Consider the following 25899-nt stretch of genomic DNA (forward strand, 5'->3'; position numbering starts at 1 on the left):
CACCATGACGACACGGACGACGATCGGCGCCGCCGACGCGGAATGCGTTCTGGCCGAGGGGATTTCGGTCCGAGTTCGAGTTCCGGGATCGAGCGCGAACCTGGGACCCGGCTTCGACTGCCTGGGCCTGGCGCTGTCGGTCTACGACGAGGTGGCGGTCACCGTCACCGACGGCGGAATCACCGTCGCCGTGACCGGCGAAGCCGCCGACCGGGTGCCGCTCGACGGGCGTCACCTCGTCGCCCGTGCCGTTGTGCGTGGATTCGAGGCGGCCGGTGTCGCCGTCCCCGGATTCCACCTGGAGACCACGAACGCGATCCCGCATTCGCGGGGACTCGGCTCGTCTGCCGCGGCAGTGGTCGGCGGACTGGCCGCCGCATCGGCGCTCGTGGCAGCGGACGGTCGTCGCCCGGCGCTCGACGACGAGACGCTGGTGCAGCTCTCAAGCGAATTCGAGGGACACCCCGACAACGCTGCGGCATCGGTTCTCGGCTCCGCGGTGGTCACGTGGTCGCGGGGGAGCGACGAATACTTCGCCCGCCGCCTGCAGGTCCACCCGTCGGTGGTCGTGACCGCGTTCGTGCCGCAGTTCGAATCGTCGACCGAAGCCACCCGCGGCCTGCTGCCGGATTCGGTGCCGCGCGCCGACGCCGTGTTCAATGTCAGCCGTGCGGCGCTCGGCGTGGTCGCGTTGACCGCAGATCCCGACTGCCTGATGGACGCGACCCAGGATCGGCTGCACCAGGACTACCGCGCCGAGGCACTCGCCGACACGACACGGCTGGTGCGGGCATTGCGCGAAGCCGGTCACGCCGCTACCGTGTCGGGTGCTGGACCGTCGGTGCTGGTGCTGGGAACCGCGCCGCTCGGACATCACGAGACCGAACTCGCCGCAGGCCTGGGATTCGCCATGATTCCCGTCGACGTGGCGGACGGCGTCGAGGTCATTTCCTAAGTTCGCGCCTACCCGGTGGTACGCTGACTGTGCCCCGCCGGAACCCAGGGCGTGTCTGATCTCCACCCGATTGTCCGGCGAACCAACAAATTTTGTTTCTCTGCCCATCTGGGCGGGAACCCCGGTATCTGAAATCCGGGGAACGAAAGGAATTCCGTGACCGAAACGGATGTGCAGGCACCGAAGCGGGCCCGTACCGGACTTTCCGCCATGCTGCTGCCCGAGCTTCGTGCGCTGGCAGGCGAGCTCGGCATCAAGGGCACCTCGGGCATGCGCAAGGGGGACCTGATCGACGTCATCCGAGCACATCAGCACGGCGGCGCAGCGAAGGCAGCAGCGCCGAAGGCGGAGAAGGCCGACAAGCCTGCGGTCGCGAAACAGCAGGAGACGAAGCCTGCGTCCAGCGAACCTGCAGGTGAGGCTCCCGCGGCCGCGAAGGTCGCCGAGAAGCCGACCGAACAGAAGACCACCGCGCCGACGTCGGAGAAGAGCGCCGACGACGCCAAGGCCGACGCCGACACCAGGCGTGAAGGCACCGCCAACGCCGGTGGCCGTCAGAACCGCGAGCAGACCGCAGACGGCGAGGGCGGCGGCAACCGCCGCAACCGTCAGCGCAACCGCGACAACCAGAACCGCGACAACCAGAATCGCGATGACCAGCGCGCCCAAGGGCAGAACGACCAGGAGTCCGGCGACAAGTCGGGCGACGACAGCACCAAGACCCAGGGCAACCAGAACCGCGACAACCAGAACCAGGGCAACCAGGGTCAGGGCCGGAACAACCAGGGGCAGGGCAACCAGCAGAAGCAGGGCCAGAACCAGGGCGGCGGCCAGAACAACCAGAACCGCGACAACAACCGCGACGAGGACGGAGAAGGCGGCGGCCGCCGGAGCGGACGTCGATTCCGCGAGCGTCGCCGCGGGCGTGACCGTGACGGCGGCAACCAGGGCGAACCCCAGGTCAACGAGGGTGACGTCCTGAAGCCGGTCGCCGGCATCCTCGACGTCCTCGACAACTACGCCTTCGTCCGCACCTCCGGATACCTGGCGGGCCCCGACGACGTTTACGTCTCGATGAACCTGGTGCGCCGCAACGGACTCCGCCGCGGCGACGCGATCACCGGTGCCGTCAAGGTGCCGCGCGACGGCGACAACCCCAACAACCAGCGGCAGAAGTTCAACCCGCTGGTCCGCCTGGACACCGTCAACGGCACCGACGTCGAGGCCGCACGCAAGCGCCCCGACTTCACCAAGCTGACGCCGCTCTACCCGAACCAGCGGCTGCGTCTGGAGACCACCGCCGAGCGACTGTCGACCCGCGTCATCGACCTGATCATGCCGATCGGCAAGGGCCAGCGCGCCCTCATCGTCTCGCCGCCGAAGGCCGGTAAGACGACGATCCTGCAGGACATCGCCAACGCGATCACCACCAACAACCCCGAATGCCACCTGATGGTGGTCCTGGTGGACGAGCGTCCCGAAGAAGTCACCGACATGCAGCGCAGTGTGAAGGGCGAGGTCATCGCCTCCACCTTCGACCGCCCGCCGTCGGACCACACCAGCGTCGCCGAACTCGCCATCGAGCGGGCCAAGCGTCTCGTCGAGTCCGGCATGGACGTCGTGGTGCTCCTCGACTCGATCACCCGCCTCGGCCGCGCGTACAACAACGCGTCGCCTGCGTCGGGCCGCATCCTGTCCGGTGGTGTCGACTCGCAGGCGCTGTACCCGCCGAAGCGGTTCCTCGGCGCCGCACGCAACATCGAGAACGGCGGCTCGCTGACCATCATCGCGTCCGCACTCGTCGAGACCGGCTCCACCGGCGACACCGTCATCTTCGAGGAGTTCAAGGGCACCGGCAACGCCGAGCTCAAGCTCGATCGCAAGATCTCCGAACGACGCGTCTTCCCGGCCGTCGACGTCAACCTTTCGAGCACCCGCAAGGATGAGCTCCTGCTCTCGCCCGACGAGTTCGCGATCGTCCACAAGCTGCGTCGACTCCTCTCGGGCCTCGACTCGCAGGCCGCCATCGACCTGCTGATCTCGCAGCTCAAGAAGACGCGCAGCAATGTCGAGTTTCTGATGCAGGTCAGCAAGAACGCACCGGGCGTGGCGGGGGACAACTGACACGGAGCGGCAGGTCGAGCCGATTCGCGAGGCGCTAGCCGAGAATCGGTCGAGACCGCGTGAGAAGGGCTGGTAGGAGGATCGCCTCCTACCAGCCCTTTCTTGCTACGATTTCGACCGATTCTCGGCCTTCGGCCTCGTGAATCGGCTCAATCTGAGCCTCCGGCTCAGTACACGTCGCGGCGGTATTGGCCTGCTTCGCGCAGACGCTGCACCTCGGCGCGGGCGCCCTCCTCGTCGAAGTCGCCGTACTCGCGGATGATCGCGGTGAGCGTCTCGTCGACGTCGCGGGCCATCTGGGTGGCGTCGCCGCACACGTAGAGGATGGCGCCGTCGCGGATCCAGCTGTAGATCTCCTCGCCCTTGCCGCCCATCAGGTGCGAGACGTAGACCTTCTCGTCCTGCTCGCGGGAGAACGCGACATCGAGGCGGAGGTTGCCGTCGGCCTCCATCGCCCACATCTCGTCGCGGTACAGGAAGTCCTGATCGCGGTAGCGGGCGCCGTGGAAGAGCCAGTTGCGACCGTGGCCGTCGTCGTTCGAGCGCTCGTGGATGAACGCACGGAACGGGGCGATGCCGGTGCCGGGACCCACCATGATGATGTCGGTGTCGGGCTCCGGGAGTCGGAACGACTTGTTGGCCGTCACGTAGATGCCGACCGTGTCGCCCTCGTCGACGCGATCCGCGAGGTAGGTGGAGGCGGCGCCGCCGCGGTCGCGGCCGTCGGTCCAGCCCTCGGACGCGAGGTGGCGGACGGTGGCGGGAGTCAGGTGCAGGGTGCCGCTGTGCACCGACGGGGACGACGAGATGGAGTAGGTGCGGGCGGCGAGGGGACGCAGCTCGGAGAGGAACGCCTCCGGGGTCGGGGACCACGTGGGATCCAGATTCAGCAGGTCCAGCACGTCGCGTCCGCGGCACCAGGCGTCGAGCTCGGCGCGATCGCCGGCGAGGAGATCGGCGATCTTCGTGACGCCACGGGCGTTCGCCAGGTGATCGAGCAGGTACGGCGACGTCGAGGTGATCTCGAAGCCGTGGATCAGTGCGTTGGTGAGGGTGCGCTCGCCCTTGCGGTCGGCGATGACCGTGTCACCCGGGACACCGAGTCGGTCGATGATCGCCGCGACCAGGGCGGGTTCGTTGGCCGGCGTCACGTTGACCGCGTCGCCCGGCTCGTACTCCAGCCCCGAGCCTTCGATGTCGAGGATCAGGTGCCGGACCTCCTTCTCGCTCTCCGGCGCCGTCAGCAGCTCGTTGCGGATCACGGTGGCGGGGTAGGGGTTGCGGCGGGACCAGCGAGGACGTTTCGAAGCGCGTGATGCAGTGCGTTCTAGTGTCGGATTCGCAGTCGTCATTACTTCAGAGTAAGCCGCAGTCGCCCCAGTTCAGGAGGGGCGTCGCCGGAAAAGAGACCCGTCTCACTCTCTGTGACGGCCGTCCTGAGGTCGCCGATTGGTCCGAGACGGCCCGACTGTGGAATAATTCGTCGGTCAGTCCGGTTCCGGTTCACACCACTGAAAAAAGTCAGCGGTGACCCGGCGACCACGATGAAGGGACCTCACACATGAAGCAGGGAATCCACCCGGATTACCACGTGACCACCGTCAACTGCGGTTGCGGCAACGAGTTCACCACCCGCAGCACCGCCAAGGGCGGCCACATCACCGTGGAAGTCTGCTCCAACTGCCACCCGTTCTACACCGGCAAGCAGAAGCTTCTGGACACCGGCGGCCGCGTCGCACGCTTCGAGAAGCGTTACGGCAAGCGCGTCAAGTAGCTCGCTTCAGGCGCCCGACACGAAACCTCGCCGGTTTCGCGTCGGGCGTCTGTCGTTTTGCTGTACCCGATCCCGAGACGAAAGAGACCCACCAGGTGAGCACGCAGGAACCGTCCGCCATCGACGACATCCTCGCCGAACACGCCGGACTCCAGGACCAGCTGTCCGATCCGTCGCTGCACGACGACCCCGCCAACGCGCGACGCGTCGGCAAACGGTTCGCCGAACTCGCCCCGGTCATGACCACGTACAGCAAGCTGACCGCCGCCCGCGACGACCTCGAAGCCGCTCGGGAGCTCGCCGAGGTCGACAGCTCGTTCGCCGAGGAGATCCCGGCCCTGGAGGCGACGGTCGCCGAACTCGACACCGTGCTCACCGACCTGCTGGCACCGCGCGACCCGCACGACTCCGACGACGTGGTGCTGGAGGTCAAGTCCGGCGCCGGCGGCGAGGAGTCCGCACTGTTCGCGTCCGACCTGGTCCGCATGTACCTCAAGTACTGCGAGAAGCACGGCTGGAAGGCCACCGTCCTCGGTGTCACCGAGTCCGACCTCGGCGGCTACAAGGACGCCACGCTGTCGATCAAGGCGCGTGAGACGGTGCGCGACGGCGTGTGGTCGCGGCTCAAGTTCGAGGGCGGCGTGCACCGCGTGCAGCGCGTGCCGGTCACCGAATCGCAGGGACGCATCCACACCTCGGCGGCCGGCGTGCTGATCTACCCGGAACCGGACGAGGTGGAGGAGATCCACATCGACGAGTCCGACCTGCGCATCGACGTCTACCGCAGCTCCGGCAAGGGCGGCCAGGGCGTCAACACCACCGACTCCGCCGTGCGCATCACCCACCTGCCGACGAACATCGTCGTCACCTGCCAGAACGAGCGCTCGCAGATCCAGAACAAGGCCCGCGCCATGCAGGTCCTCGCGGCACGACTGAAGGCCGCCGCCGAGGAGGCCGCCGACGCCGAGGCCGCCGAGGGGCGCCACGCGCAGATCCGCACCGTCGACCGCTCCGAGCGCATCCGCACCTACAACTTCCCGGAGAACCGGATCACCGACCACCGCATCGGATACAAGGCCAACAACCTCGACTCCGTGCTGGGCGGCGAGATGGACGCGCTCCTGGACGCGCTCGTCGACGCCGACAAGCAGGCGCGTCTGCAGCAGTGACGTCCCGCATCTCGGCCGACGAACTGCGCCGGAGCGTCGCGCGGCGACTGGCCGATGCCGGACTGGACTCCGCGGGCGCCGAAGCCACCGAACTCGTCGCCCAGATCCTCGGCGTGGAGCCGGGGCGGCTGCTGCTGGTCGACGAGGTCGCCGACGCAGACGTCGCTCGGATCGGTGACGCGGTGGCCCGACGCGTCCGGCGTGAGCCGCTGCAGCACATCACGTCCCGCGCACATTTCGCCGGTCTGGAACTGGCGGTGGGGCCCGGGGTCTTCATCCCGCGGCCGGAGACCGAGCTGATCGTCGAATGGGCCCTGACCCGGATCGCCGAGACGTCCTCGACGCGCACGGATCCGCTCACCGTGGTGGACCTGTGCTCGGGGAGCGGCGCGTTGGCACTGGCGATCGCGCACCACGCGCCGCGGACGACGCGGGTGATCGCGGTGGAGCTCTCAGCCACGGCGGGGGAGTACCTGCAGCGCAACATCGACGCCCTCCGCCTCGCCGACCGTGTGCGGCTGGTGCGCGGCGACGTCACCGACGCCGACACCGTCGGACCGATTCTGCGTGACGCCGACCTGGTGGTCAGCAACCCGCCGTACGTCCCCGCGCAGTCCGAGGTGTCCCCGGAAGTCGCCTACGATCCGCCGGAGGCCGTGTTCTCGGGGGACTCGGGAATGGACCTCATCGACGCGCTCGCGCCGCTTCTGGCGCGACATCTTCCGCCGGGTGTGGCGGTCGCGATCGAGCACGACGACACCACGGCCGAGGCGGTGTGCGCCGCATTGACCGACACCGGGGAGTTCGATCGGGTGCGGTCGCACCTGGACCTGGCGCGACGACCGCGGTTCGTGAGCGCGGTTCGCCGTGATGATCGGTTGGGACACGGTCGCGACAGTGGGTCTGCGGCTTCCGGCGCCGACTGCGTGGAAGGATGGAAAGCGTGAGCGCGGTATTCGATTGCAGTGACCCCGACGAGCGGGAAGCAGGCCTGCGGGCCGCGGTGGGCGCCGCCCGCGGCGGCCGCCTGGTGGTGATGCCGACCGACACCGTGTACGGCCTGGGCTGCGACGCCTTCGACAGCGAGGCGGTGTCCGCGCTGCTCGAGGCGAAGGGGCGCGGCCGCGACATGCCGGTTCCGGTGCTCGTCGGCTCCTGGCACACTGTCGACGGCCTCGTCCGCTACGTCTCGCCGCAGGCCCGCGAACTGGTGCAGGCGTTCTGGCCGGGCGGCCTCAGCCTGGTGGTGGAGCAGGCGCCGTCCCTCGCGTGGGACCTCGGCGACACCTCCGGCAGCGTGATGATCCGCATGCCGCTGCATCCGGTCGCCATCGAACTGCTGCGCGAGGTGGGGCCGATGGCGGTCTCCAGCGCCAACATCTCCGGGCAGCCGCCCGCCACGGTGGTCGGCGACGCGAAGACCATGCTCGCCGACAAGGTGGCCGTCTACCTGGACGGTGGGCCGGCGGATCATGCCGTCGCGTCGACGATCGTCGACCTGACCGGCGAGACGCCGATCATCCTCCGCGAAGGCGCGATCCCCGCGGAGGACATCGCCGAAGTGCTCGACGTCGACGTCGCCGACCTCCGGAGGACCCCGTGAGCACCGAGTCCGGGATCGGCGGCTTCGTGAACCCGCTCGACGCCGACGCCGAGGTCGCCGCACTGCTGGCCCGCGAGGAGACCCGGCGCCGCGGCAGCCTGCAGATGGTGGCCGCCGAGTCGGCGTCGTCGCCCGCGGTCCGCGCGGCCGTCGGATCGATCTTCGCCGACAAGTACGCGGAGGGCTATCCCGGACGTCGCTACCACGGCGGCGTTGAGGTGGTCGACGACGTGGAGCAGCTGGCGATCGACCGCGCCCGGACCCTCTTCGGCGCGGAGTACGTCAACGTGCAGCCGCTGTCGTGGGCACTCGCCAACTTCGCCGTCTACGTCGCCTTCTCCCAGCCCGGCGACCAGGTGCTGTCGCTGAGCCTCAAGCACGGCGGACACCAGTCGCACGGCTCGCGCGCCAACCTGTCGGGACGCTGGTTCGGGGTGCTGAACTACGGCGTCCGCCGCGACTCCGAACGCGTCGACTACGACCAGATCCGCGAGCTCGCCCTGCTTCACCGTCCCCGCATCCTGGTGGCCGGCGGCACGTCGTACTCGCGCGGCTGGGACTTCGCCGCGATGCGCGCGATCGCCGACGAGGCGGAGTGCATCCTCTGGGTGGACGCCGCGCACCTGGCCGGCCTCACCGCGGCCGGAATTCTCGAGTCGCCCGTCCCGTATGCGGACGTGGTCACCGTCGCCACCAACAAGGTGATGCGCGGACCGCGCGGCGGCATGCTGCTGGCGCGCGCCGAGCACGCCGACTCGCTCTCGCGGGCCGTCTACCCGTTCCTGCAGGGTGCGCCTGCGATGCACGCGATCGCGGGCAAGGCCGTCGCCTTCGGCGAATGCCTGCGTCCCGAGTACACCGACTACGCGCACGCGGTCGCCGACAACGCCGCCACGCTGGCCGCCCAACTCGACGCCAGAGGTCTGCGGACCGTCTCCGGCGGCACCGACACCCACATCGGCGTGGTGGAGGTGTCCTCCCTGGGGATCAGCGGCCGCGAGGCGGCACGACGCCTCGCTGCCGGCCGGATCGTAGTCGACAAGGCGGTGACCCCGTTCGACGAGGCGCCGGTCGCAGAGGGCTCGGCCATCCGCTTCGGCAGTGCGGTCCTGGCGTCCGACGGCCTGCGGCCCGCGGATATGCCCCACATCGCCGACCTGATGATGCAGGCGATGACCACCGACGACCCCGCTCGCCACGAGGCGATCGCTCGGGACGTGGCTGCGATCGGCGGCGACGGGCCGACAGGGGAGAGGTAGCGGTGCTGGGTTACGCGCTGGAGTCCTCCAGTGGCGGAGCCGGAGTGCCGCTGCGTGAGTTGGCGCTGGTCGGTCTGGCCGCCGCAGGCATCACCTACTTCATCACCGGCCTCGTCCGGGTGTCCGCGGTCCGGTTCGGCGCGGTCGCCGTGCCGCGGCAGCGGGACGTCCACGTGATCCCGACACCCCGTCTCGGCGGCGTCGGAATGTACATCGGCTTCGTCTGCGCGATCGGTCTCGCCGCGCAGCTCCCGGCGCTGAACCGCGGGTTCTCCTACACGCACGACATGCTGGCGGTCATCACCGCGGGTCTGGTGATCGTGCTGGTCGGCATCGTCGACGACCGCTGGGGTCTGGACGCCCTCACGAAGTTCGTCGGCCAGCTGACCGCCGCGGGCGTCCTCGTCATCATGGGCGTCAGCTGGTACCTGCTGTACGTGCCGTTCGCCGACATCGGCACCGTGGTGCTCGATCCGCTGCAGGCAGGCCTGCTGACCGTCGCGATCACGGTCACCACCATCAACGCCATCAACTTCGTCGACGGGCTCGACGGCCTGGCCGCCGGGCTCGGCCTCATCGCCGCCGTCGCGATCTGCCTGTTCTCGCTGGGCCTGCTGCACGATCAGGGCGGCGACGTCAGCTACTACCCACCCGCACTGATCACCGCCGCGCTGGCCGGCGCCTGCGCGGGCTTCCTGCCGCACAACTTCTCGCCCGCCCGGATCTTCATGGGCGACTCCGGAGCCATGCTGATCGGCCTGATGCTCGCCGCGGCGTCGACGAGTGCGTCGGGCCGCGTGGCCCGCAGCGCGTACGGTCCGGCCGACATGTTCACCCTGCTGTCGCCGCTGATCCTGGTCGCGGCGGTCATGTTCATCCCGATGCTCGACATGATCATGGCGGTGATCCGTCGCACCCGCGCGGGTGTCGGCTTCTACACCCCGGACAAGATGCATCTGCACCATCGGCTGCTGGAACTGGGGCACTCGCAGCGCCGTGTCGCCCTGCTCATCTACCTGTGGGTGGGCGTCCTGGCGTTCACGGTGGCCCTCGGGACGCTGTTCCCGATCACCGTGGTCCTGCCGGTGGGTGCCGTCGGCCTCCTGGTGGCCCTGGTGGCGACCTTCGCCCCGCGCATCCGTCGCCGGTTGGCCCGATAGCGTGCTCCGTCGCTAACCTGATATCTCGTGTCGACCAATGACGAGAACGAACTGACCCCCGCCGCCGACGAGCCGGCCGCCGACCCGGCTGCCGCTGACGTGGACCTCGAGGCGATCGACGAGGCCACCGACCCGGCGGCCCCGCTGCGCGCCGGCCTGAAGTACGGCGTTCGAGGACTCGGGATCCTTCTCGTCGCCGGACTGCTGATCTGGTGGCCGTGGAAGGGGGAGCCGGGACTGTGGGGCGTGCTGATCGGCGCCGCGATCGGCGGCGGCTTCATCCTGATCACCGTCATCACCATCCTGCTGACCGCGAAGGCCTCGCCCACGGTGGTGATGGGCGCGCTGATGGGCGGCTACCTGGTGAAGGTCATCATCGTCATCGCGGTGACAGCGGTGCTGAAGGACATGACCTTCTATCACAAGGGTGCACTGGTCAGCATGTTGATCGGTGCCATCGTCCTGGTGCTCGGCAGTGAACTGTGGGGTGTGCTGACCACGCGTCAGGTCTACGTTGCGCCAGAGTCGAACGACCGCAAATGATGTGAGCAGGCTCACCAAGGGTGTCCTGACCTGCTACTACAGGCGATAGTAGACACCGTGCAGGTGCGAACACGGAAAGAAAACGCGGCCCTGATTGGTCGCAGACGCTTCTGACTTGCTAGTCTGCTCCCGCGGGTCGATGCAACGACAAGCAGTTCAACTGCCGTCGAGCACCTCGCGGAATGACCGATGGAATCCGTAGGCCGGGAGGCTGAGCGGAGCCGAGAACGGGAGAGAACGCTGAACGCCATCCTCGCCGAAGGATCCTTCGAACACGCGCCGAAGATCGATGACTTCTTCCCAACGATGCTGTTCGGTGGAACGCAGGAGGACTCGGCGTGGTGGGGCATGGACCGCCTCATGCTGATCCGCCTCGTCGTCGCAGTGCTCGTCGCACTCTTCTTCGCACTCGCGCTGCGCAACCCCAAGGTGATTCCGGGCAAGCTCCAGAACATCGGTGAGAGCATGCTCGACTGGGTGCGGATCAACATCAGCGAAGAGATCCTCGGCAAGGAGGAGGGGCGCAAGTACCTCCCGCTGATCGCGTCGATCTTCTTCGCCACGATCATGCTGAACATCACGTCGATCATTCCGGTCCTGAACATCTCGACCAACGCCCGCATCGGCATGCCGCTGGTCATGGCCCTCGTCGCCTACGTGACCTACTGCTGGGTCGGCATCTCCAAGTACGGCTTCTTCGGCTACATCAAGGCCACCACGGTTCTCCCGGGCGTGCCGCTGCCGATCCACTTCCTGCTGATCCCGATCGAGTTCGCCTCGACCTTCATCCTTCAGCCCTTCACCCTGACCGTTCGACTCATGGCCAACATGCTGTCCGGTCACATGATGCTGGCCCTGTTCTTCGGCGCCACCCAGTACTTCATCATCGAGCAGAGCGGGATCTGGACCGTCGCCGGTGTGGGCTCGCTGCTCGCGGCCGTCGGCTTCACCTTCTTCGAGCTGCTGGTCATCGCGCTGCAGGCCTACATCTTCGCGCTGCTGACCGCGGTCTACATCGACAAGTCGATCCACGCCGCGTCGCACTAGACGACCACTGATCAACCAAACAAGTCTTCGGACCTGCACCGACGCGGGACCGACACAAACTGACTCACTCGTCCGACCGGGCGGGGAGCCACCAAGAAAGGGAATCGCAAGATGAGCTTCATCGCCCAGACCCTCGCTGCCGACAACACCATCGAAGGCTCCGGCTTCGGTGCCATCGGTTACGGCCTCGCAGCCATCGGCCCCGGCATCGGCGTCGGCATCGTCGCCGGCAAGGCCATCGAGGGCATCGCCCGTCAGCCCGAGCTGGCCGGCCAGATCCGCGCCACCATGTTCCTGGGCATCGCACTCTCTGAGGCACTGGCGCTGATCGGTATCGTCGCCGGCTTCATCTTCTGATCGAGAGACGACAGCAATGATCAACGAACAGATTCTCGCGGCGAACCCGGCGGACAATCCGCTCATCCCGCCGCTGTACGACATCTGGTGGTCGCTGGTCGCCTTCCTCGTCGTCCTCTTCGTCTTCTGGAAGTACGTCATCCCGATGTACCGCAAGGCACTCGACGAGCGTCGCGACACGATCGAGGGCGGTATCGCCCGCGCCGAGGCCGCTCAGGCCGAGGCGGCACAGCAGCTGGCGGCGTACCGCGAGCAGCTGGCCGGTGCACGTGAGGAAGCGGCAGCCATCCGTGACGAGGCCCGCACCCAGGGTGCGCAGATCGTCTCGGACATGAAGGCTCAGGCCACGAGCGAGAGCGATCGGATCATCGCCAACGGCAACGCCCAGCTCGACGCGCAGCGTCAGCAGGTCGTCTCCGAACTGCGCGGCGATCTCGGCAAGCTGTCGGTCGACCTGGCTGAGAAGCTGGTCGGTGAGTCCCTGTCGGACAACGTCAAGCAGGAGGGCACCGTCAACCGGTTCCTCGCCGAGCTCGACGGTGTGTCGAACGAGACCGCGAAGTAAATCGATGGACGCGAGGATGGAGCGGGTCAGCGATCGGGCAGGAGTCACTCCCACCCGTCGCGCCGCCACATCCGAGGCCGGCCGACACCCAGGCGAGCGCACACTGCTGATCTCGCCAGACAAGGAAGTTAGCTAGATGTACGCAGCGTCAAGCCGTGAAGCCCTCGATGGGGCCCGCGTCGAGCTGGAAACCATCCTTCGTGGAGCCGATGCGACGACCGTCGGAACCGAACTGCTGACGGTGGCCGACACCGTCGGCGCCGACCGCACGCTGCGCATCACGCTGGCCGACTCGGCGACGGCGCCCGATCATCGGGCCGCCTTCGCGGACAAGGTTCTGCAGGGCAAGGTCGCGGACGCTACGCGGACCATCGTCGCCTCGACGGCGGCACGGTCCTGGTCGAGCGATGCCGAGCTGGTCTCGGGTCTTCGTCAGCTGGGTCGCGAAGCCCTGCTGCTGGCGGCCAAGGCCGGCGACAAGGCGGACACCGTCGAAGACGAGCTGTTCCGTCTGGCCCGTGTCATCAAGGGCGACAACGCCCTGGAGCAGGCGCTCTCGGATCGCAGCCGCAGCACCGCCGATCGCACCGCGCTCCTGCGCACGCTGATCGACGGCAAGGTGGACGCGATCACCGAGCGGCTGGCCGTGGACGCGGTCGCCACCTCGGCCGAGCTCCCCGGCGATGCGATCGACGAGCTGTCGCAGCTGGCAGCAGCCAGCAACGGCCGCAAGGTCGCCTACGTCACCAGCGCGGGCGAACTGTCGAGCGAGCAGCGAAGCAAGCTCGCCTCGCAGCTCTCGGAGATCTACGCGGCCCCGGTCACCCTGCACGTCGACATCGACCCCGAGCTCCTCGGCGGCGTTGTGGTCCGTGTCGGTGACGAGCGCATCGACGGCAGCATTGCGGGTAAGATCGCGACGCTGCGTCGCGGCCTCCGGTAGCCACCCACCATCTTCAGCAGTACATAAGAATCTGGCCGACTCCTCGGCCGGAACGATTCCCAAAGACCGAAGAACCAGAAAGCCAGGAAGAGCAGGAACATGGCGGAGTTGACCATCTCCTCCGATGAAATTCGGAGCGCGATCGCAAGTTACACCCAAGACGTGGGCAGCCAGGCCGCGCGCGAAGAGATCGGCACCGTCACCGACACCGGTGACGGCATCGCGCACGTCGCCGGCCTTCCCGGTGCAATGGCCAACGAGCTGCTGGAGTTCCCCGGCGGCATCCGCGGCGTCGCACTGAACCTCGACCTGGACGAGGTCGGCGCCGTCATCCTGGGCGACTCGGAGAACATCGAAGAGGGCCAGGAAGTCAAGCGCACCGGCAACGTGCTGTCGGTCCCGGTCGGCGACAAGTTCCTCGGCCGCGTCATCGACCCGCTGGGCGCCCCGATCGACGGCCTCGGCGCCATCGACTCGGAGGGCGACCGCGTCCTCGAGCTGCAGGCGGCCTCGGTCCTCGAGCGTCAGCCCGTCGAGGAGTCCCTCGCCACCGGCATCAAGGCCATCGACGCCATGACCGCCATCGGCCGCGGCCAGCGCCAGCTGATCATCGGCGACCGCAAGACCGGCAAGACCGCGGTCTGCATCGACGCCATCCTGAACCAGAAGGACAACTGGGCGACCGGCGATCCGGAGAAGCAGGTCCGCTGCATCTACGTCGCCGTCGGTCAGAAGGGTTCGACCATCGCCGGCGTCAAGTCGGCTCTGGAAGAGGCCGGCGCGATGGAGTACACCACCATCGTCGCGGCTCCCGCGTCCGACTCCGCCGGCTTCAAGTGGCTGGCCCCGTACACCGGCTCGGCCCTCGGCCAGCACTGGATGTACCAGGGCAAGCACGTCCTCATCGTGTTCGACGACCTGTCGAAGCAGGCTGAGGCCTACCGCGCCATCTCGCTGCTGCTGCGCCGCCCGCCGGGCCGCGAGGCTTACCCCGGCGACGTCTTCTACCTGCACTCGCGTCTGCTGGAGCGTTCGGCCAAGCTGTCCGACGCCCTCGGCGGCGGTTCGATGACCGCCCTGCCGATCATCGAGACCAAGGCCAACGACGTCTCGGCGTTCATCCCGACCAACGTCATCTCGATCACCGACGGCCAGGTCTTCCTGGAGTCGGACCTGTTCAACAAGGGCGTCCGCCCCGCGATCAACGTCGGCATCTCGGTGTCGCGCGTCGGTGGCGCCGCCCAGACCAAGGGTCTCAAGGACGTCTCCGGTTCGCTGCGTCTGGAGCTCGCGCAGTTCCGTGAGCTGGAGGCCTTCTCGGCCTTCGCCTCGGACCTCGACGCCGCGTCGAAGGCACAGCTCGAGCGCGGTGCCCGCTGGGTGGAGCTGCTCAAGCAGGACCAGTACAGCCCGGCCGCCGTCGAAGACCAGATCGTCTCGCTGTACCTGTGCGGCGAAGGCTTCATGGACTCGGTGCCGGTCGCGGACATCCGCCGCTTCGAGGCCGAGCTGCTCGGCGATCTGCACCACACCGCCAAGGGCGTGTACAGCAACATCGCGGGCGGCAAGAAGCTGACCGCCGAGGACAAGGCCGCTCTGGCGACCGCGACCAACAACTTCAAGGCCGGCTTCATCGCCTCGGACGGCACGCGTGTCGTCGAGGTCGAAGCCGACCCCCTGGCCGCTGAGGACGTCGAGTCGGAGACCCTCAAAGTGACCAAGAAGCAGAAGTAACATGGCAACCATTCGGGAGCTGCGCTCGCGGATCAAGTCGATTCAGTCGACGAAGAAGATCACGAAAGCGCAAGAGCTGATCGCGACCTCGCGGATCACCAAGGCACAGGGACGCGTGGCTGCCGCCCGCCCCTACGCCAAGGAGATCACCCGGGTCGTCACGACGCTGGCCAACGCCTCGACGTCGCTCGACAGCCCCCTGCTGGTCGAGCGCGAGACGCGCCGTCGCGCCGCCGTCCTGGTCGTCACCAGCGACAGCGGACAGTGCGGCGGCTACAACTCGAACGTGCTGAAGGAGACCGAGGAACTGCTTTCGCTGCTGCGCAGCGAGGGCAAGGAGCCGGTGGTGTACGTGATGGGCCGCAAGGGCTTCGGTTACTACACCTTCCGCGATCGTCCGGTCGCAGCGAACTGGTCGGGCTTCTCGCAGCAGCCGAAGTTCTCCGACAGCGCCGAAGCGGTCCGCCACCTGGTGGACTCCTTCCTCGCGGGTTCGGGGGAGCGCGTTCCGCTTCCCGGCGCCCACGGAGAGCAGGCCGACATCGAGGGCGTGGACGAGCTTCACGTCGTGTACACGCGCTTCGTCTCGATGCTGACCCAGAAGCCGGTCGTCCGCCGCATGGCGCCGATCGACGTCGAGTTCGAGGTCGAGCAGCTGAAGATGGGGGACGACATCCTCGAGGACGACGCGAACGCGGTCGTCGGCCCGGAGGTCGAGTTCGAGCCCGAGGCCAAGGAACTGCTCGACGCCCTGCTGCCCAAGTACGTCGCCTCGCGCATCTTCGCTGCGTTGCTGGAGTCGTCGGCATCGGAGCACGCGGCACGTCGCACCGCCATGAAGGCGGCCACCGACAACGCCACCGAGCTCGAGAAGACCCTGTCCCGTCAGGCCAACGCGGCCCGTCAGGCGCAGATCACCCAGGAAATCAGCGAGATCGTCGGCGGCGTCGAGGCGCTGGCGAACTGATCGCGACACAAGACACACCTGAAGGAAAGTGAAGTAATCAATGACTGCAGCAGTCACTGACACGAGTGCGGGAGCCGCTTCGGCCACCGCCGGTCGTGTCGCCCGGGTGATCGGCCCCGTCGTCGATGTCGAGTTCCCCCGCGGCGCCATCCCCGCCCTGTTCAACGCCCTCCACGCGGAGATCACCCTCCCGTCGGTCGCCAAGACGCTGACCCTCGAGGTCGCCCAGCACCTGGGCGACAACGTGGTCCGCACCGTCTCGATGCAGCCCACCGACGGCCTGGTCCGCGGCGCGGCCGTCGTCGACACCGGCAAGCCGATCTCGGTTCCCGTCGGCGACGTCGTCAAGGGTCACGTCTTCAACGCTCTGGGCGACTGCCTGGACGCACCGGGCACCGGTCGCGACGGCGAGCAGTGGGGCATCCACCGCAAGCCCCCGGCCTTCGATCAGCTCGAGGGCAAGACCGAGATCCTCGAGACCGGCATCAAGGTCATCGACCTGCTGACCCCGTACGTCAAGGGCGGCAAGATCGGTCTGTTCGGTGGTGCCGGTGTCGGCAAGACCGTGCTGATCCAGGAGATGATCACCCGTATCGCTCGCGAGTTCTCCGGCACCTCGGTGTTCGCCGGCGTCGGTGAGCGCACCCGTGAGGGCACCGACCTCCACCTCGAGATGGAGGAGATGGGCGTTCTCCAGGACACCGCGTTGGTGTTCGGCCAGATGGACGAGCCGCCGGGCACGCGTATGCGCGTCGCTCTCTCGGCCCTGACCATGGCCGAGTACTTCCGTGACGTTCAGCACCAGGACGTGCTGCTCTTCATCGACAACATCTTCCGCTTCACCCAGGCCGGCTCCGAGGTCTCGACCCTGCTGGGTCGCATGCCTTCGGCCGTGGGTTACCAGCCGACGCTGGCGGACGAGATGGGTGAGCTCCAGGAGCGCATCACGTCGACCAAGGGCCGCTCGATCACCTCGCTGCAGGCGATCTACGTCCCCGCCGACGACTACACGGACCCGGCGCCGGCGACCACCTTCGCCCACCTGGACGCCACCACGGAGCTCTCGCGCCCGATCTCGCAGCTGGGCATCTACCCGGCCGTGGATCCGCTGACCTCGACCTCGCGCATCCTCGAGGCCTCGATCGTCGGCGACGAGCACTTCCGCGTCGCCAACGAGGTCAAGCGCATCCTGCAGAAGTACAAGGAACTGCAGGACATCATCGCCATCCTCGGTATGGACGAGCTCTCCGAAGAGGACAAGGTCACGGTCAACCGGGCCCGTCGTCTGCAGAAGTTCCTCGGCCAGAACTTCCTGGTCGCCGAGAAGTTCACCGGCCAGGTCGGTTCGGTCGTTCCGCTGTCGGAGACCATCGACGCCTTCGACCGCGTGTGCAAGGGCGAGTTCGATCACCTGCCCGAGCAGGCGTTCAACAGCTGCGGCGGACTCGACGACGTCGAGGCCGCTGCCAAGAAGATCGCCGGAAAGTAGTCGCTGCTCATGGCTGACAAGACTTTCCGACTCGAGGTCGTCTCGCCGGACTCCGAGCTGTACTCGGGAGACGCCACCTTCATCGTCGCGCAGACGACGGTGGGTGAACTCGGCATCCTCGCGGGCCATTCTCCGTTGCTGGCCGAGCTCGCCCCCGGCGGCTTCGTGAAGGTGACGGAGGCGTCGGGCAACCAGACGGCGTTCGCGGTGCAGGGCGGCTTCCTGTCCGTCACCGGCGAATCCATCACGGTGCTCGCCGAGGCCGCGCAGTTCGCCTCGGAGATCGACGTCGCCGCAGAGCGCGCCGTCCTTGAGTCGGCCGAGCCCGGTAGCGACGACTACCTGCACGCCAAGTCCCGCGTCCGCGCAGTGGAAGCTGTGAGCTGACGCAGGCACTGCGACTGATCGACGCAGAGATCTGATGAAGACGACGAGAGCCGTCCTGCTGAGCAGGGCGGCTCTTGTCGTCTGTTCGATCACCCCCGGGCCTCGTCTCAGGAGGAGGCCAGGTGCGGTGGTGTATACCTGCTTGTGAGGAGGTTGATCGGATTGCCGATGTGGGTATGGATGATCGTCGCGGTCGTGATCGCGGCGATTCTGATCGCGGCCGGTGTCATGTACCGACTCATGGAGGTGAAGCGCGCGGGCACCCCGGTGCTGCTGCGCGCGCTGCCCGCGGAAGCCGACCACGGCTGGCGCCACGGTGCCGTGCATTACGGTGAGGACGCCCTGGCGTATTACCGGCTCAGTTCACTGCGCCCCGGCCCCACGGTGAGTCTGTCGCGCCGTCGGATCGAGATCGTCGGTCGACGGGCACCGGTCGGAACCGAGCTGGAGATCATGGAGCCCGAGGACTCCGTCATCGAATTGGCGATCGGGCGGTCGGGCAAGGGCGGTCGGTACGAGATGGGGATGAGCCCCGAGGTGCACACCGCGTTCCAGTCCTGGATCGAGGCACGGCAGCCGCGGCGGGCGCGCCGCCGACCCGCCGCGTGAGCACGGTCCCTACTGCGTGAAGGGCGGCTGCTCGGGCCGCTGACGTTCGCCGCCCGGCACCCACTTCACATCGCTGCCGCCCGCGCGGACGTTCGCGACGCGGGCGAGGATGAACAGCAGATCCGACAGGCGATTCAGATACTTGGCCGGCAGCACCTCGGTGTTGTCGGGATTCTCGTTGATCGCCGCCCAAGCGCTGCGCTCGGCCCGCCGGACCACGGTGCGCGCCTGGTGCAGGAACGCGGACAGGGGAGTGCCGCCCGGCAGGATGAACGAGTCGAGGGGCGCGATCTCCTCGCCGAAGGCGTCGCACCAGGTCTCCAGCGCGTCGATGTAGGCGGGCTGGATACGCAGCGGCGGGTACTTGGGGTCCTCGACGATCGGCATCGCCAGATCGGCCCCGGCGTCGAACAGATCGTTCTGAACGGTGGTGAGCACGGCCGCGATGTCGTCGGGGACCTCACCACCGACGGTCAACGCGAGACCGATGGCCGCGTTGGCCTCGTCGCAGTCGGCGTAGGCGGCGACGCGAGCGTCGGTTTTCGAGACGCGCGAGAAGTCGGAGAGGCCCGTGCTCCCGTCGTCTCCGGTGCGGGTGTAAACGCGAGTGATATGGACTGCCATGTCTGCCTAAGTTACTCGACACGGATAAGGTGATGGGCGTGAGTGATCGCTACTTGGTTACGGGTGGGGCGCGACTGGTCGGCGAGGTCTTCGTCGACGGCGCCAAGAACAGCGTTCTGAAGCTGATGGCCGCCGCGCTGCTGGCCGAAGGTCGTACGGTGCTGACCAACGCGCCGCAGATCGCCGACGTCCCACTGATGGCCAAGGTCTTGCGCGGCCTGGGTGCCGAAGTCGAGATCGACGGCGACGTCGTGACGATCGACGTGCCCGCCGAACCCGACTTCCACGCGGACTTCGACGCCGTGAAGCAGTTCCGGGCGTCCGTGTGCGTGCTCGGCCCGCTGATGGCCCGCCGTCGTCGTGCGGTGGTCGCTCTGCCCGGCGGCGACGCGATCGGCTCGCGGCCGCTCGACATGCACCAGGCGGGCCTTCGCGCCCTCGGTGCGCAGAGCACCATCGAACACGGCTGTGTCGTCGCGTCGGCGGAGACCCTGACCGGCGCGGCCATCGCCCTCGAGTTCCCCTCGGTGGGTGCCACCGAGAACATCCTGATGGCGGCAGTCCTGGCAGACGGTGTGACCACGATCGACAATGCGGCGCGCGAGCCGGAGATCATCGACCTGTGCGAGATGCTGATCCAGATGGGGGCGCGGATCGACGGCGTCGGCTCGCCGACGTTGACCGTCGACGGCGTCACCGACCTCACGCCGACTCGACACCACGTGGTCGGCGACCGCATCGTCGCCGGAACCTGGGGTGTGGCGGCCGCGATGACGCAGGGCGACATCCGGGTCCGTGGCGTGGACCCCGACCACTTGCGCCTGGTGCTGAAGAAGCTCGAGGACGCCGGCGCGGACGTGGAGCGGTTCGACGACGGCTTCCGCGTGGTTCAAGAGGGACGACCGGTGGCTGTGAACACCGCGACCCTGCCGTACCCCGGCTATCCGACCGACATGCAGCCGATGGCGATCGGTCTCGCGACCGTCTCCGAGGGCATGTCGATGATCACCGAGAACGTCTTCGAGGCCCGATTCCGGTTCGTCGAGGAGATGGTGCGGTTGGGCGCCGACGCACGGACCGACGGCCACCACGCGGTGATCCGCGGCGTCGAGAAGCTCTCCAGCGCTCCCGTCTGGTCGTCGGACATCCGCGCAGGCGTCGGACTGGTTCTGGCGGGTCTGGTGGCCGACGGAGTGACCGAGGTCCACGACGTCGAGCACATCGACCGCGGCTACCCGAACTTCGAGGAGCAGCTGACGGCCCTCGGCGGTCGTATCGAGCGCGTGACCGACGCGCCGGTCGACTGATCCCGCGGACGGAACCGGCGGACGCAATTCCGTAGACCTGACCGAAGGGACAGGTCCCCGCACTGAACTCTCGGGCCCAACCTGATCCCACCGGGTCAGGGACTCTTGTCGGGGCCCTGTGACGGGGAACACGCTGGTGAGGACAGTCAAGCAGCGCCGAGTGCGCCGCGCACCTCACCGAAGGAGTTCACCCCATGGCCATCGAGCTGAATCAGATCTGGGACTTCCCGATCAAGGAGTTCCACCCGTTCCCGAAGGCGAAGCTCGGTGTCGGCGCGCACGACATGCTGGGCGTCGAGGCCAAGGAACTCGGCATGACGCGCGTGCTGCTGATGACGACGGGCCTGCGCGGTTCGGGGATCATCGAGGAGCTGACCGGCAAGATCGAGTACCAGGGTGTGGACGTCGTCCTCTTCGACGAGGTGCAGTCCAACCCCAAGGACACCAACGCGATGGACGCCGCGGCGCGCTACCAGTCGGAGAAGTGCGACGGCATCATCTCCGTCGGCGGCGGATCCAGCCACGACGCGGCCAAGGGCGCGCGCATGGTGATCGCGCACGACGGCCGCAACATCAACGAGTTCGAGGGCTTCTCGAAGGCCACCAACAAGGAGAACCCTAAGCACATCGCAGTCTCGACGACGGCGGGCACGGGCTCGGAGACCTCGTGGGCCTACGTCATCACCGACACGTCCGACATGGACAACCCGCACAAGTGGGTCGCCTTCGACGACACCTGCCTCGTCGACCTCGCGATGGACGATCCGCTGCTGTACTACTCGTGCCCGCAGGAGTTCACCGCCTACTGCGGCTTCGACGTCCTGGCGCACGCGAGTGAGCCGTGGGTGTCCCGGCTGGACTTCGCGCCGTCGCTCGGCAATGCCAAATACGCGATCGAGTTGATCGCGAAGCACCTGCCGACCGCCGTCTACGACCCGCACAACCTCGAGGCGCGAACCGGCATGATGCACGCGCAGTACATCGCCGCGCAGGCGTTCAACTCGGGCGGCCTCGGTCAGATCCACTCGATGTCACACGCCATCAGCGCCTACTTCGACCTGCACCACGGCCTCAACAACGCGATCGCCCTGCCGCGCGTCTGGGAGTACAACCTGCCCGCCCGCTACGAACGGTTCGCCGAGATGGCACCGCTGATGGGCGTCGACACCCGCAACATGACAACGGTGCAGGCGGCCGACGCCGCCGTCGACGCCGCCATCCGCCTGTCGAAGGACCTCGGGATCCCCGACAACTTCGGCTCGGTGCACCCGGACACCTATCAGAAGAACCGGATGGGCACCGAGAAGTACGCCGGTCGCGGCGACAGCGTCGACACGTCCGACGAGATGGTCCGCACCATCTCCGAGCACATGATGGCGGACTGGTGCACGCCGGCGAACCCGCGCGAGTGCACCGTCGAATCGCAGCTGCCGATGATCCGTCACGCCATGACCGGAAGCTACTGATACCGATGACCGACGCACTCGCAGGCACCTCCGTGGCAACGGAGAAGAACGGATTCGACACCGTCGACGACCTCGCCGACGCGCTGGCGAACGAGGGCTATCTGATCGCGCCGGACCTCGCCGTGGTGCTCCACCTGGCGACCCTTCTGGAACGACCGCTGCTGCTGGAGGGGCCTGCGGGCGTCGGCAAGACCGAACTGGCCAAGGCGTTGGCGGCCGCGTCCGGTCGCGAGCTGATCCGGTTGCAGTGCTACGAGGGGCTCGACGACGCCCGGGCACTCTACGAATGGGATTACGCCCGACAGCTGCTGCACGTGCAGATGCTGCGCGATCGGATCAGTGACGAGCTCTCGGGACACGAGACGCTGTCGGCGGCGTCCGCGGCACTCGCCCGGACGGATGTCGGTGTGTACACCGAGGACTTCCTGGTGCCGCGCCCGCTCCTCGCAGCAATCGTCTCGACCGCTCCGACGGTGCTTCTCGTCGACGAGATCGACCGCACCGACGAGGCCATGGAGGCGGTGATGCTGGAAGTCCTCGCCGAACGCCAGGTGACGGTTCCCGAACTGGGGACCTTCACCGCCCGGTCGGTCCCGTGGGTCATCCTCACCTCCAACGACACCAGGGAGCTCTCACCTGCACTGAAGCGTCGCTGCCTCCACTTCCAGGTGGACTATCCGACCGTCGAACGGGAGGAGCAGATCGTCGCGGTGCGGGCTCCCGACGTGGAGCCGTCGGTGATCGCCGACGTCGTCGACCTGGCCCGCCGACTGCGCGAGCTGCCGCTGCGGAAGAGTCCGTCGATCGCCGAAGTCATCGACGCCGCACGAGCCGCATCCCTGCTCACCCGGCAGGACGCCGGCGGCGACGCGCCCGTCGATCTGACCGCGGACGGCGCGCTCATGTCGTTGCTGGTGAAGTTCGGCACCGACCTCGACCAGGTGCGACGCTCGCTCGCGCCGACCGCGGCGGCGCGGTCGTCGAGCACCGCGGGCGCCGGAACCTCGACGGCGTCGGCGTTCGGCGCGGCACGGAGCCGGGCGGGAGCCGGAGCCCGACGATGAGCGTCCTCGACGGACTCGCCGTCGCCTTCGGCGGTGCACTCCGCGCGTTCGGCGTCCCGGCCTCACCCGCCGAGGTGATCGAGATCCGACGCGTCATGGCGATCATGGGCGCCGACGATCTCGATCGCCTCAGGTCGGGGCTGCGGTGCGTCGGCGTCAAGTACGGGCACGAGCAGCCGTTGTTCGACCTGGCCTTCGACGTCTACTTCGGCCTCGCCGAACCGCCCGCCGACGAGCGGGGAGCGGCCGCGGTCCGGACCGTCGTCAACGATCTCCCCGACGACGTCGACTGGGACGACGACTTCGCCGGCGCCGGACGGATGATCGGCGCCGATGAGCACACCTCGGAGATCGGCGACCTGATGATCGACGACCCTGACGCGACCGAGCGGACCGGGGAGAGCTCGCACCGGGAGGACGACGACTTCTCGGTGTCCTCCGGCGCGGAGGAACTTCAGGTCGCGACCGAGTCGTCGCCCGTGAGCAGCGGCGCGACGTACACCATCGACGTCGATCACGCGGCGGCCGCGGAGGTCGGGGAACTGGTCGGCACCGGCGCACGCGTCGAGAGCGGCTCGCTGTCGCTGGCCGACGCGGCGAGCCTGCTCCGCGCGCTCGGCGCGACCGACGGCAGACGGGCGTACGAGGCCGAGGGAGTCGACGACACCGCGGCGCTCGACCAGTCGCAGCGCCAGGCACTGCAGGCCGCGCTGTCGCGGTTCGTCGACGCGCTGTCACAGCGGCTCGAGACGGCCGCGCCGGGACCCGGCGGCGACACCGAGGACGCCGGGGCGCATCGCGATCAGGCGGACATCGACCGTGCCTGCCACCGGCTGGTGCAGCGGATGCGCGGTGCGCCGCGTCGGGTGCCGAGGGAGACCGACACCGGCCGCCTGGACCTGCGGTCCACGATGCGCGCGGCGGTGGCGACCGACGGTGTCCCCGTCCACCTGTGGCGTCGGCGGTCCGTGCCCGGGCCGGTACGACTGCTGGTGATGGTCGACGTCTCGCTGTCGGTCCGGCCCGTCGCCGGCTTCATCCTGCGTCTGGCGCAGACGCTGCACCGCTTCGGCGATCGGTGCGAGGTGATCGCCTTCGTCGACCGACCGGTTCTGGTCACCACCGCGTTGCGGTCGTCGACGTCGGGCGACGCACTGGCGTCCGTCCTGGCCGCTGACGGCCTCGACCTCGCGGCCACCAGCGACTACGGGCGGGTGTGGACCGAGACCCTGGCGAGCTTCGGAGACCTCGTCTCACGGCGGACCAGCGTGCTGGTGGTCGGCGACGCCCGCAGCAATGCGTTCGACCCCCGCGTCGACCTGTTCGCCGACCTGGCCCGTCGGGCGTACCGGGTCGCGTGGCTGACGCCGGAGCCGTCCCGCTACTGGGGCCAAACCGGTTGTGCGCTCGACGAATACGCGGACCACTGCGCCGGTGTGGTCAGTGCGCGCGACGGCGCCGAGATCCTCCTGCGGTGCGACGAACTCGGCGCGGCACTGCGATGAGAACCGGTACCGTCGCTGAGAGCAGTGGAGGTGATGGAGTGAGCGGACCCGCAGTGATCGGGATGGGCGTGAGTCGCGACGGCGGTCCACGGCCGGCCACCAATCGCGTCGCGAAGTTCCACACCCCGGAGATCGTCGTCGGTCCGGGGTCGTTCCCGGAGGCGGTGGCGGCTGCCGCCGGCCTCGGTGTCAGGAGGCCGCTGGTGGTCTCGGACCGCCGTCTGCAGGCCACTCCGTGGTACGGGCAGCTCCTCGACGACCTGCGCGCCGAGGGGCTGGAACCCGCGTCGTACGTCGACGTGACGCCGAACCCGCGAGCGGGGGAGGTGACCGACGGATTCGCGGCGTACCGCGCACACGGCGCCGACGGACTGCTCGCGCTCGGCGGCGGGTCGGTGATCGACACCGCGAAGGGCGTCGCGGTGCTCGCGTCCAACGGCGGGCTGATCCTGGAGTACGAGGGCATCGACCGCGTCCGACGGCCGCTGCCACCACTCGTCGCCATCCCGACCACGGCGGGCTCGGGCGCGGACGTCTCCCAGTTCTGCATCATCAACGATCCCGACCGGCGCACCAAGATCACCATCATCGGACGCACCCTGGTCCCGAACGTCACCGTCATCGATCCGACCCTGCTGACCACGGCGCCGGCCGAGGTGACCGCCCAGGCGGGGATGGACACCCTGACGCACTGCGTGGAGGCCTACGTGTCACTCGCCCACGGGCGACTGACGGACTCGCTGGCGCTGGAGTCGCTGACCGGGGTCTGGAACAACCTGGAGCGACTCGTCGACGACCCGGCCGACCGCGCCGCGGGGGAGGAGATGGCACTGGCGTCGCTCCGGGCGGGGATGGCGTTCACCAACGCGATCCTCGGGGCGGCGCACGCGATGAGTCACCCGGTCGGCGGTCACTGCGACGCACCGCACGGCACCATCAACTCGGTGCTGCTGCCGCACGTCATCCGGTACAACGCCACCGTGTGCGCCGACGACTTCGTGAGCCTCGCCGAGGCCGTCGGGATCGAGAGCTCGGGTGATCCGCAGTCCGTCGCGGACCGTCTCGCCGACGCCGTCGCACGGTTGGCGAACCGGGTCGGCATGCCGGAGACGCTGACCCCGCTGGGTGTCCGGTCCGACGACCTGGATCTGCTGACCCGGCATGCGCTGGCCGATTCCTGCATGATCACCAATCCGCGCCGCCCGGAGGAGTCCGGGATCCTGGACCTCTACCGACAGGCGCTCTAGT

25 protein-coding genes are annotated in these 25899 nt (G+C 68.2%); 23 read left to right on the plus strand and 2 right to left on the minus strand.

Features of this window, described 5'->3' with window-relative positions:
* Nucleotides 1–4 precede the first annotated feature (4 nt).
* Together thrB and rho are read left to right on the plus strand one after the other, a co-directional pair.
* A complete protein-coding gene (gene thrB, locus ACH46_RS07150; RefSeq protein WP_062392305.1) occupies nucleotides 5–955 on the plus strand; it encodes a homoserine kinase in 951 nt (316 codons plus the stop codon).
* A 210-nt stretch (nucleotides 956–1165) separates the two neighbouring features.
* Nucleotides 1166–3079, plus strand: coding sequence for a transcription termination factor Rho (gene rho, locus ACH46_RS07155; RefSeq protein WP_226995856.1), 1914 nt, complete (start codon nucleotides 1166–1168; stop codon nucleotides 3077–3079).
* Nucleotides 3080–3246: 167 nt separating this feature from the next.
* Here the strand turns inward: rho and ACH46_RS07160 are convergent, their stop codons facing one another.
* Nucleotides 3247–4341 (minus strand): flavodoxin domain-containing protein, encoded by a 1095-nt coding sequence (locus ACH46_RS07160; protein ID WP_236995115.1) that lies wholly within the window; start codon nucleotides 4339–4341, stop codon nucleotides 3247–3249.
* 299 nt (nucleotides 4342–4640) lie between these two features.
* On the opposite strand from ACH46_RS07160, the gene rpmE reads away from it, so the two are divergent.
* The 16 genes from rpmE (at nucleotide 4641) to ACH46_RS07240 (ending at nucleotide 18685) form a co-directional block, all read left to right on the plus strand.
* Nucleotides 4641–4853 (plus strand): 50S ribosomal protein L31, encoded by a 213-nt coding sequence (rpmE, locus tag ACH46_RS07165; RefSeq protein WP_062392308.1) that lies wholly within the window; start codon nucleotides 4641–4643, stop codon nucleotides 4851–4853.
* 95 nt (nucleotides 4854–4948) lie between these two features.
* Nucleotides 4949–6022: a peptide chain release factor 1 gene (gene prfA / locus ACH46_RS07170; RefSeq protein WP_062392309.1), complete on the plus strand. Its 1074-nt coding sequence runs from the start codon at nucleotides 4949–4951 to the stop codon at nucleotides 6020–6022.
* Nucleotides 6019–6969 carry a peptide chain release factor N(5)-glutamine methyltransferase gene (gene prmC / locus ACH46_RS07175; protein WP_082399472.1) on the plus strand — a complete coding sequence of 317 codons (951 nt, stop codon included), beginning with the start codon at nucleotides 6019–6021 and terminating at the stop codon, nucleotides 6967–6969. Before prfA ends, prmC begins: the two co-directional genes overlap by 4 nt.
* On the plus strand, nucleotides 6966–7625 hold the full coding sequence (locus ACH46_RS07180) for an L-threonylcarbamoyladenylate synthase (protein ID WP_062392310.1): 660 nt from the start codon (nucleotides 6966–6968) through the stop codon (nucleotides 7623–7625). Before prmC ends, ACH46_RS07180 begins: the two co-directional genes overlap by 4 nt.
* Entirely contained in the window at nucleotides 7622–8884 is a 1263-nt protein-coding gene (locus ACH46_RS07185; protein WP_226995792.1) for a serine hydroxymethyltransferase, read from the plus strand. Before ACH46_RS07180 ends, ACH46_RS07185 begins: the two co-directional genes overlap by 4 nt.
* Before the next feature lie 2 nt (nucleotides 8885–8886).
* Nucleotides 8887–10044 (plus strand): MraY family glycosyltransferase, encoded by a 1158-nt coding sequence (locus ACH46_RS07190; protein WP_062392311.1) that lies wholly within the window; start codon nucleotides 8887–8889, stop codon nucleotides 10042–10044.
* Nucleotides 10045–10071: 27 nt separating this feature from the next.
* Complete coding sequence (locus tag ACH46_RS07195; RefSeq protein ID WP_062392312.1) at nucleotides 10072–10587, plus strand: hypothetical protein; 516 nt, start codon at nucleotides 10072–10074, stop codon at nucleotides 10585–10587.
* A 189-nt stretch (nucleotides 10588–10776) separates the two neighbouring features.
* Complete coding sequence (gene atpB / locus ACH46_RS07200) at nucleotides 10777–11634, plus strand: F0F1 ATP synthase subunit A (protein ID WP_082399474.1); 858 nt, start codon at nucleotides 10777–10779, stop codon at nucleotides 11632–11634.
* 111 nt (nucleotides 11635–11745) lie between these two features.
* A complete protein-coding gene (locus ACH46_RS07205) occupies nucleotides 11746–11991 on the plus strand; it encodes an ATP synthase F0 subunit C (protein WP_062392313.1) in 246 nt (81 codons plus the stop codon).
* A gap of 16 nt (nucleotides 11992–12007) precedes the next feature.
* Complete coding sequence (locus tag ACH46_RS07210; RefSeq protein ID WP_062392314.1) at nucleotides 12008–12556, plus strand: F0F1 ATP synthase subunit B; 549 nt, start codon at nucleotides 12008–12010, stop codon at nucleotides 12554–12556.
* Nucleotides 12557–12692: 136 nt separating this feature from the next.
* Complete coding sequence (locus tag ACH46_RS07215) at nucleotides 12693–13499, plus strand: F0F1 ATP synthase subunit delta (RefSeq protein ID WP_062392315.1); 807 nt, start codon at nucleotides 12693–12695, stop codon at nucleotides 13497–13499.
* A gap of 99 nt (nucleotides 13500–13598) precedes the next feature.
* Nucleotides 13599–15233: a F0F1 ATP synthase subunit alpha gene (gene atpA / locus ACH46_RS07220; protein ID WP_062392316.1), complete on the plus strand. Its 1635-nt coding sequence runs from the start codon at nucleotides 13599–13601 to the stop codon at nucleotides 15231–15233.
* Between the two features lies 1 nt (nucleotide 15234).
* Entirely contained in the window at nucleotides 15235–16200 is a 966-nt protein-coding gene (locus ACH46_RS07225; RefSeq protein ID WP_062392317.1) for a F0F1 ATP synthase subunit gamma, read from the plus strand.
* A 40-nt stretch (nucleotides 16201–16240) separates the two neighbouring features.
* Nucleotides 16241–17689 carry a F0F1 ATP synthase subunit beta gene (atpD, locus tag ACH46_RS07230; protein ID WP_062392318.1) on the plus strand — a complete coding sequence of 483 codons (1449 nt, stop codon included), beginning with the start codon at nucleotides 16241–16243 and terminating at the stop codon, nucleotides 17687–17689.
* A 9-nt stretch (nucleotides 17690–17698) separates the two neighbouring features.
* Nucleotides 17699–18076 carry a F0F1 ATP synthase subunit epsilon gene (locus ACH46_RS07235; RefSeq protein WP_062392319.1) on the plus strand — a complete coding sequence of 126 codons (378 nt, stop codon included), beginning with the start codon at nucleotides 17699–17701 and terminating at the stop codon, nucleotides 18074–18076.
* Between the two features lie 168 nt (nucleotides 18077–18244).
* Entirely contained in the window at nucleotides 18245–18685 is a 441-nt protein-coding gene (locus ACH46_RS07240) for a DUF2550 domain-containing protein (RefSeq protein WP_226995793.1), read from the plus strand.
* Nucleotides 18686–18694: 9 nt separating this feature from the next.
* Here the strand turns inward: ACH46_RS07240 and ACH46_RS07245 are convergent, their stop codons facing one another.
* On the minus strand, nucleotides 18695–19309 hold the full coding sequence (locus tag ACH46_RS07245) for a cob(I)yrinic acid a,c-diamide adenosyltransferase (RefSeq protein ID WP_062392321.1): 615 nt from the start codon (nucleotides 19307–19309) through the stop codon (nucleotides 18695–18697).
* Nucleotides 19310–19347: 38 nt separating this feature from the next.
* Here ACH46_RS07245 and murA point away from each other — a divergent pair, with 38 nt between their 5' ends.
* The 5 genes from murA (at nucleotide 19348) to ACH46_RS07270 (ending at nucleotide 25898) form a co-directional block, all read left to right on the plus strand.
* On the plus strand, nucleotides 19348–20616 hold the full coding sequence (murA, locus tag ACH46_RS07250) for a UDP-N-acetylglucosamine 1-carboxyvinyltransferase (RefSeq protein ID WP_062395103.1): 1269 nt from the start codon (nucleotides 19348–19350) through the stop codon (nucleotides 20614–20616).
* A 194-nt stretch (nucleotides 20617–20810) separates the two neighbouring features.
* The gene (gene mdo, locus ACH46_RS07255; protein ID WP_062392322.1) at nucleotides 20811–22082 is read left to right on the plus strand and encodes an NDMA-dependent methanol dehydrogenase; all 1272 of its coding nucleotides are present in this window, start codon (nucleotides 20811–20813) and stop codon (nucleotides 22080–22082) included.
* Nucleotides 22083–22087: 5 nt separating this feature from the next.
* Complete coding sequence (locus ACH46_RS07260; RefSeq protein WP_062392323.1) at nucleotides 22088–23146, plus strand: MadB family AAA-type ATPase; 1059 nt, start codon at nucleotides 22088–22090, stop codon at nucleotides 23144–23146.
* A complete protein-coding gene (gene madC, locus ACH46_RS07265; RefSeq protein ID WP_062392324.1) occupies nucleotides 23143–24651 on the plus strand; it encodes a MadC family VWA domain-containing protein in 1509 nt (502 codons plus the stop codon). Before ACH46_RS07260 ends, madC begins: the two co-directional genes overlap by 4 nt.
* 62 nt (nucleotides 24652–24713) lie before the next feature.
* The gene (locus tag ACH46_RS07270) at nucleotides 24714–25898 is read left to right on the plus strand and encodes an iron-containing alcohol dehydrogenase (protein ID WP_062395105.1); all 1185 of its coding nucleotides are present in this window, start codon (nucleotides 24714–24716) and stop codon (nucleotides 25896–25898) included.
* Nucleotide 25899: the final 1 nt, after the last annotated feature.

Origin of the sequence: Gordonia phthalatica, from assembly GCF_001305675.1 — a bacterium.
GTDB lineage: Bacteria > Actinomycetota > Actinomycetes > Mycobacteriales > Mycobacteriaceae > Gordonia > Gordonia phthalatica.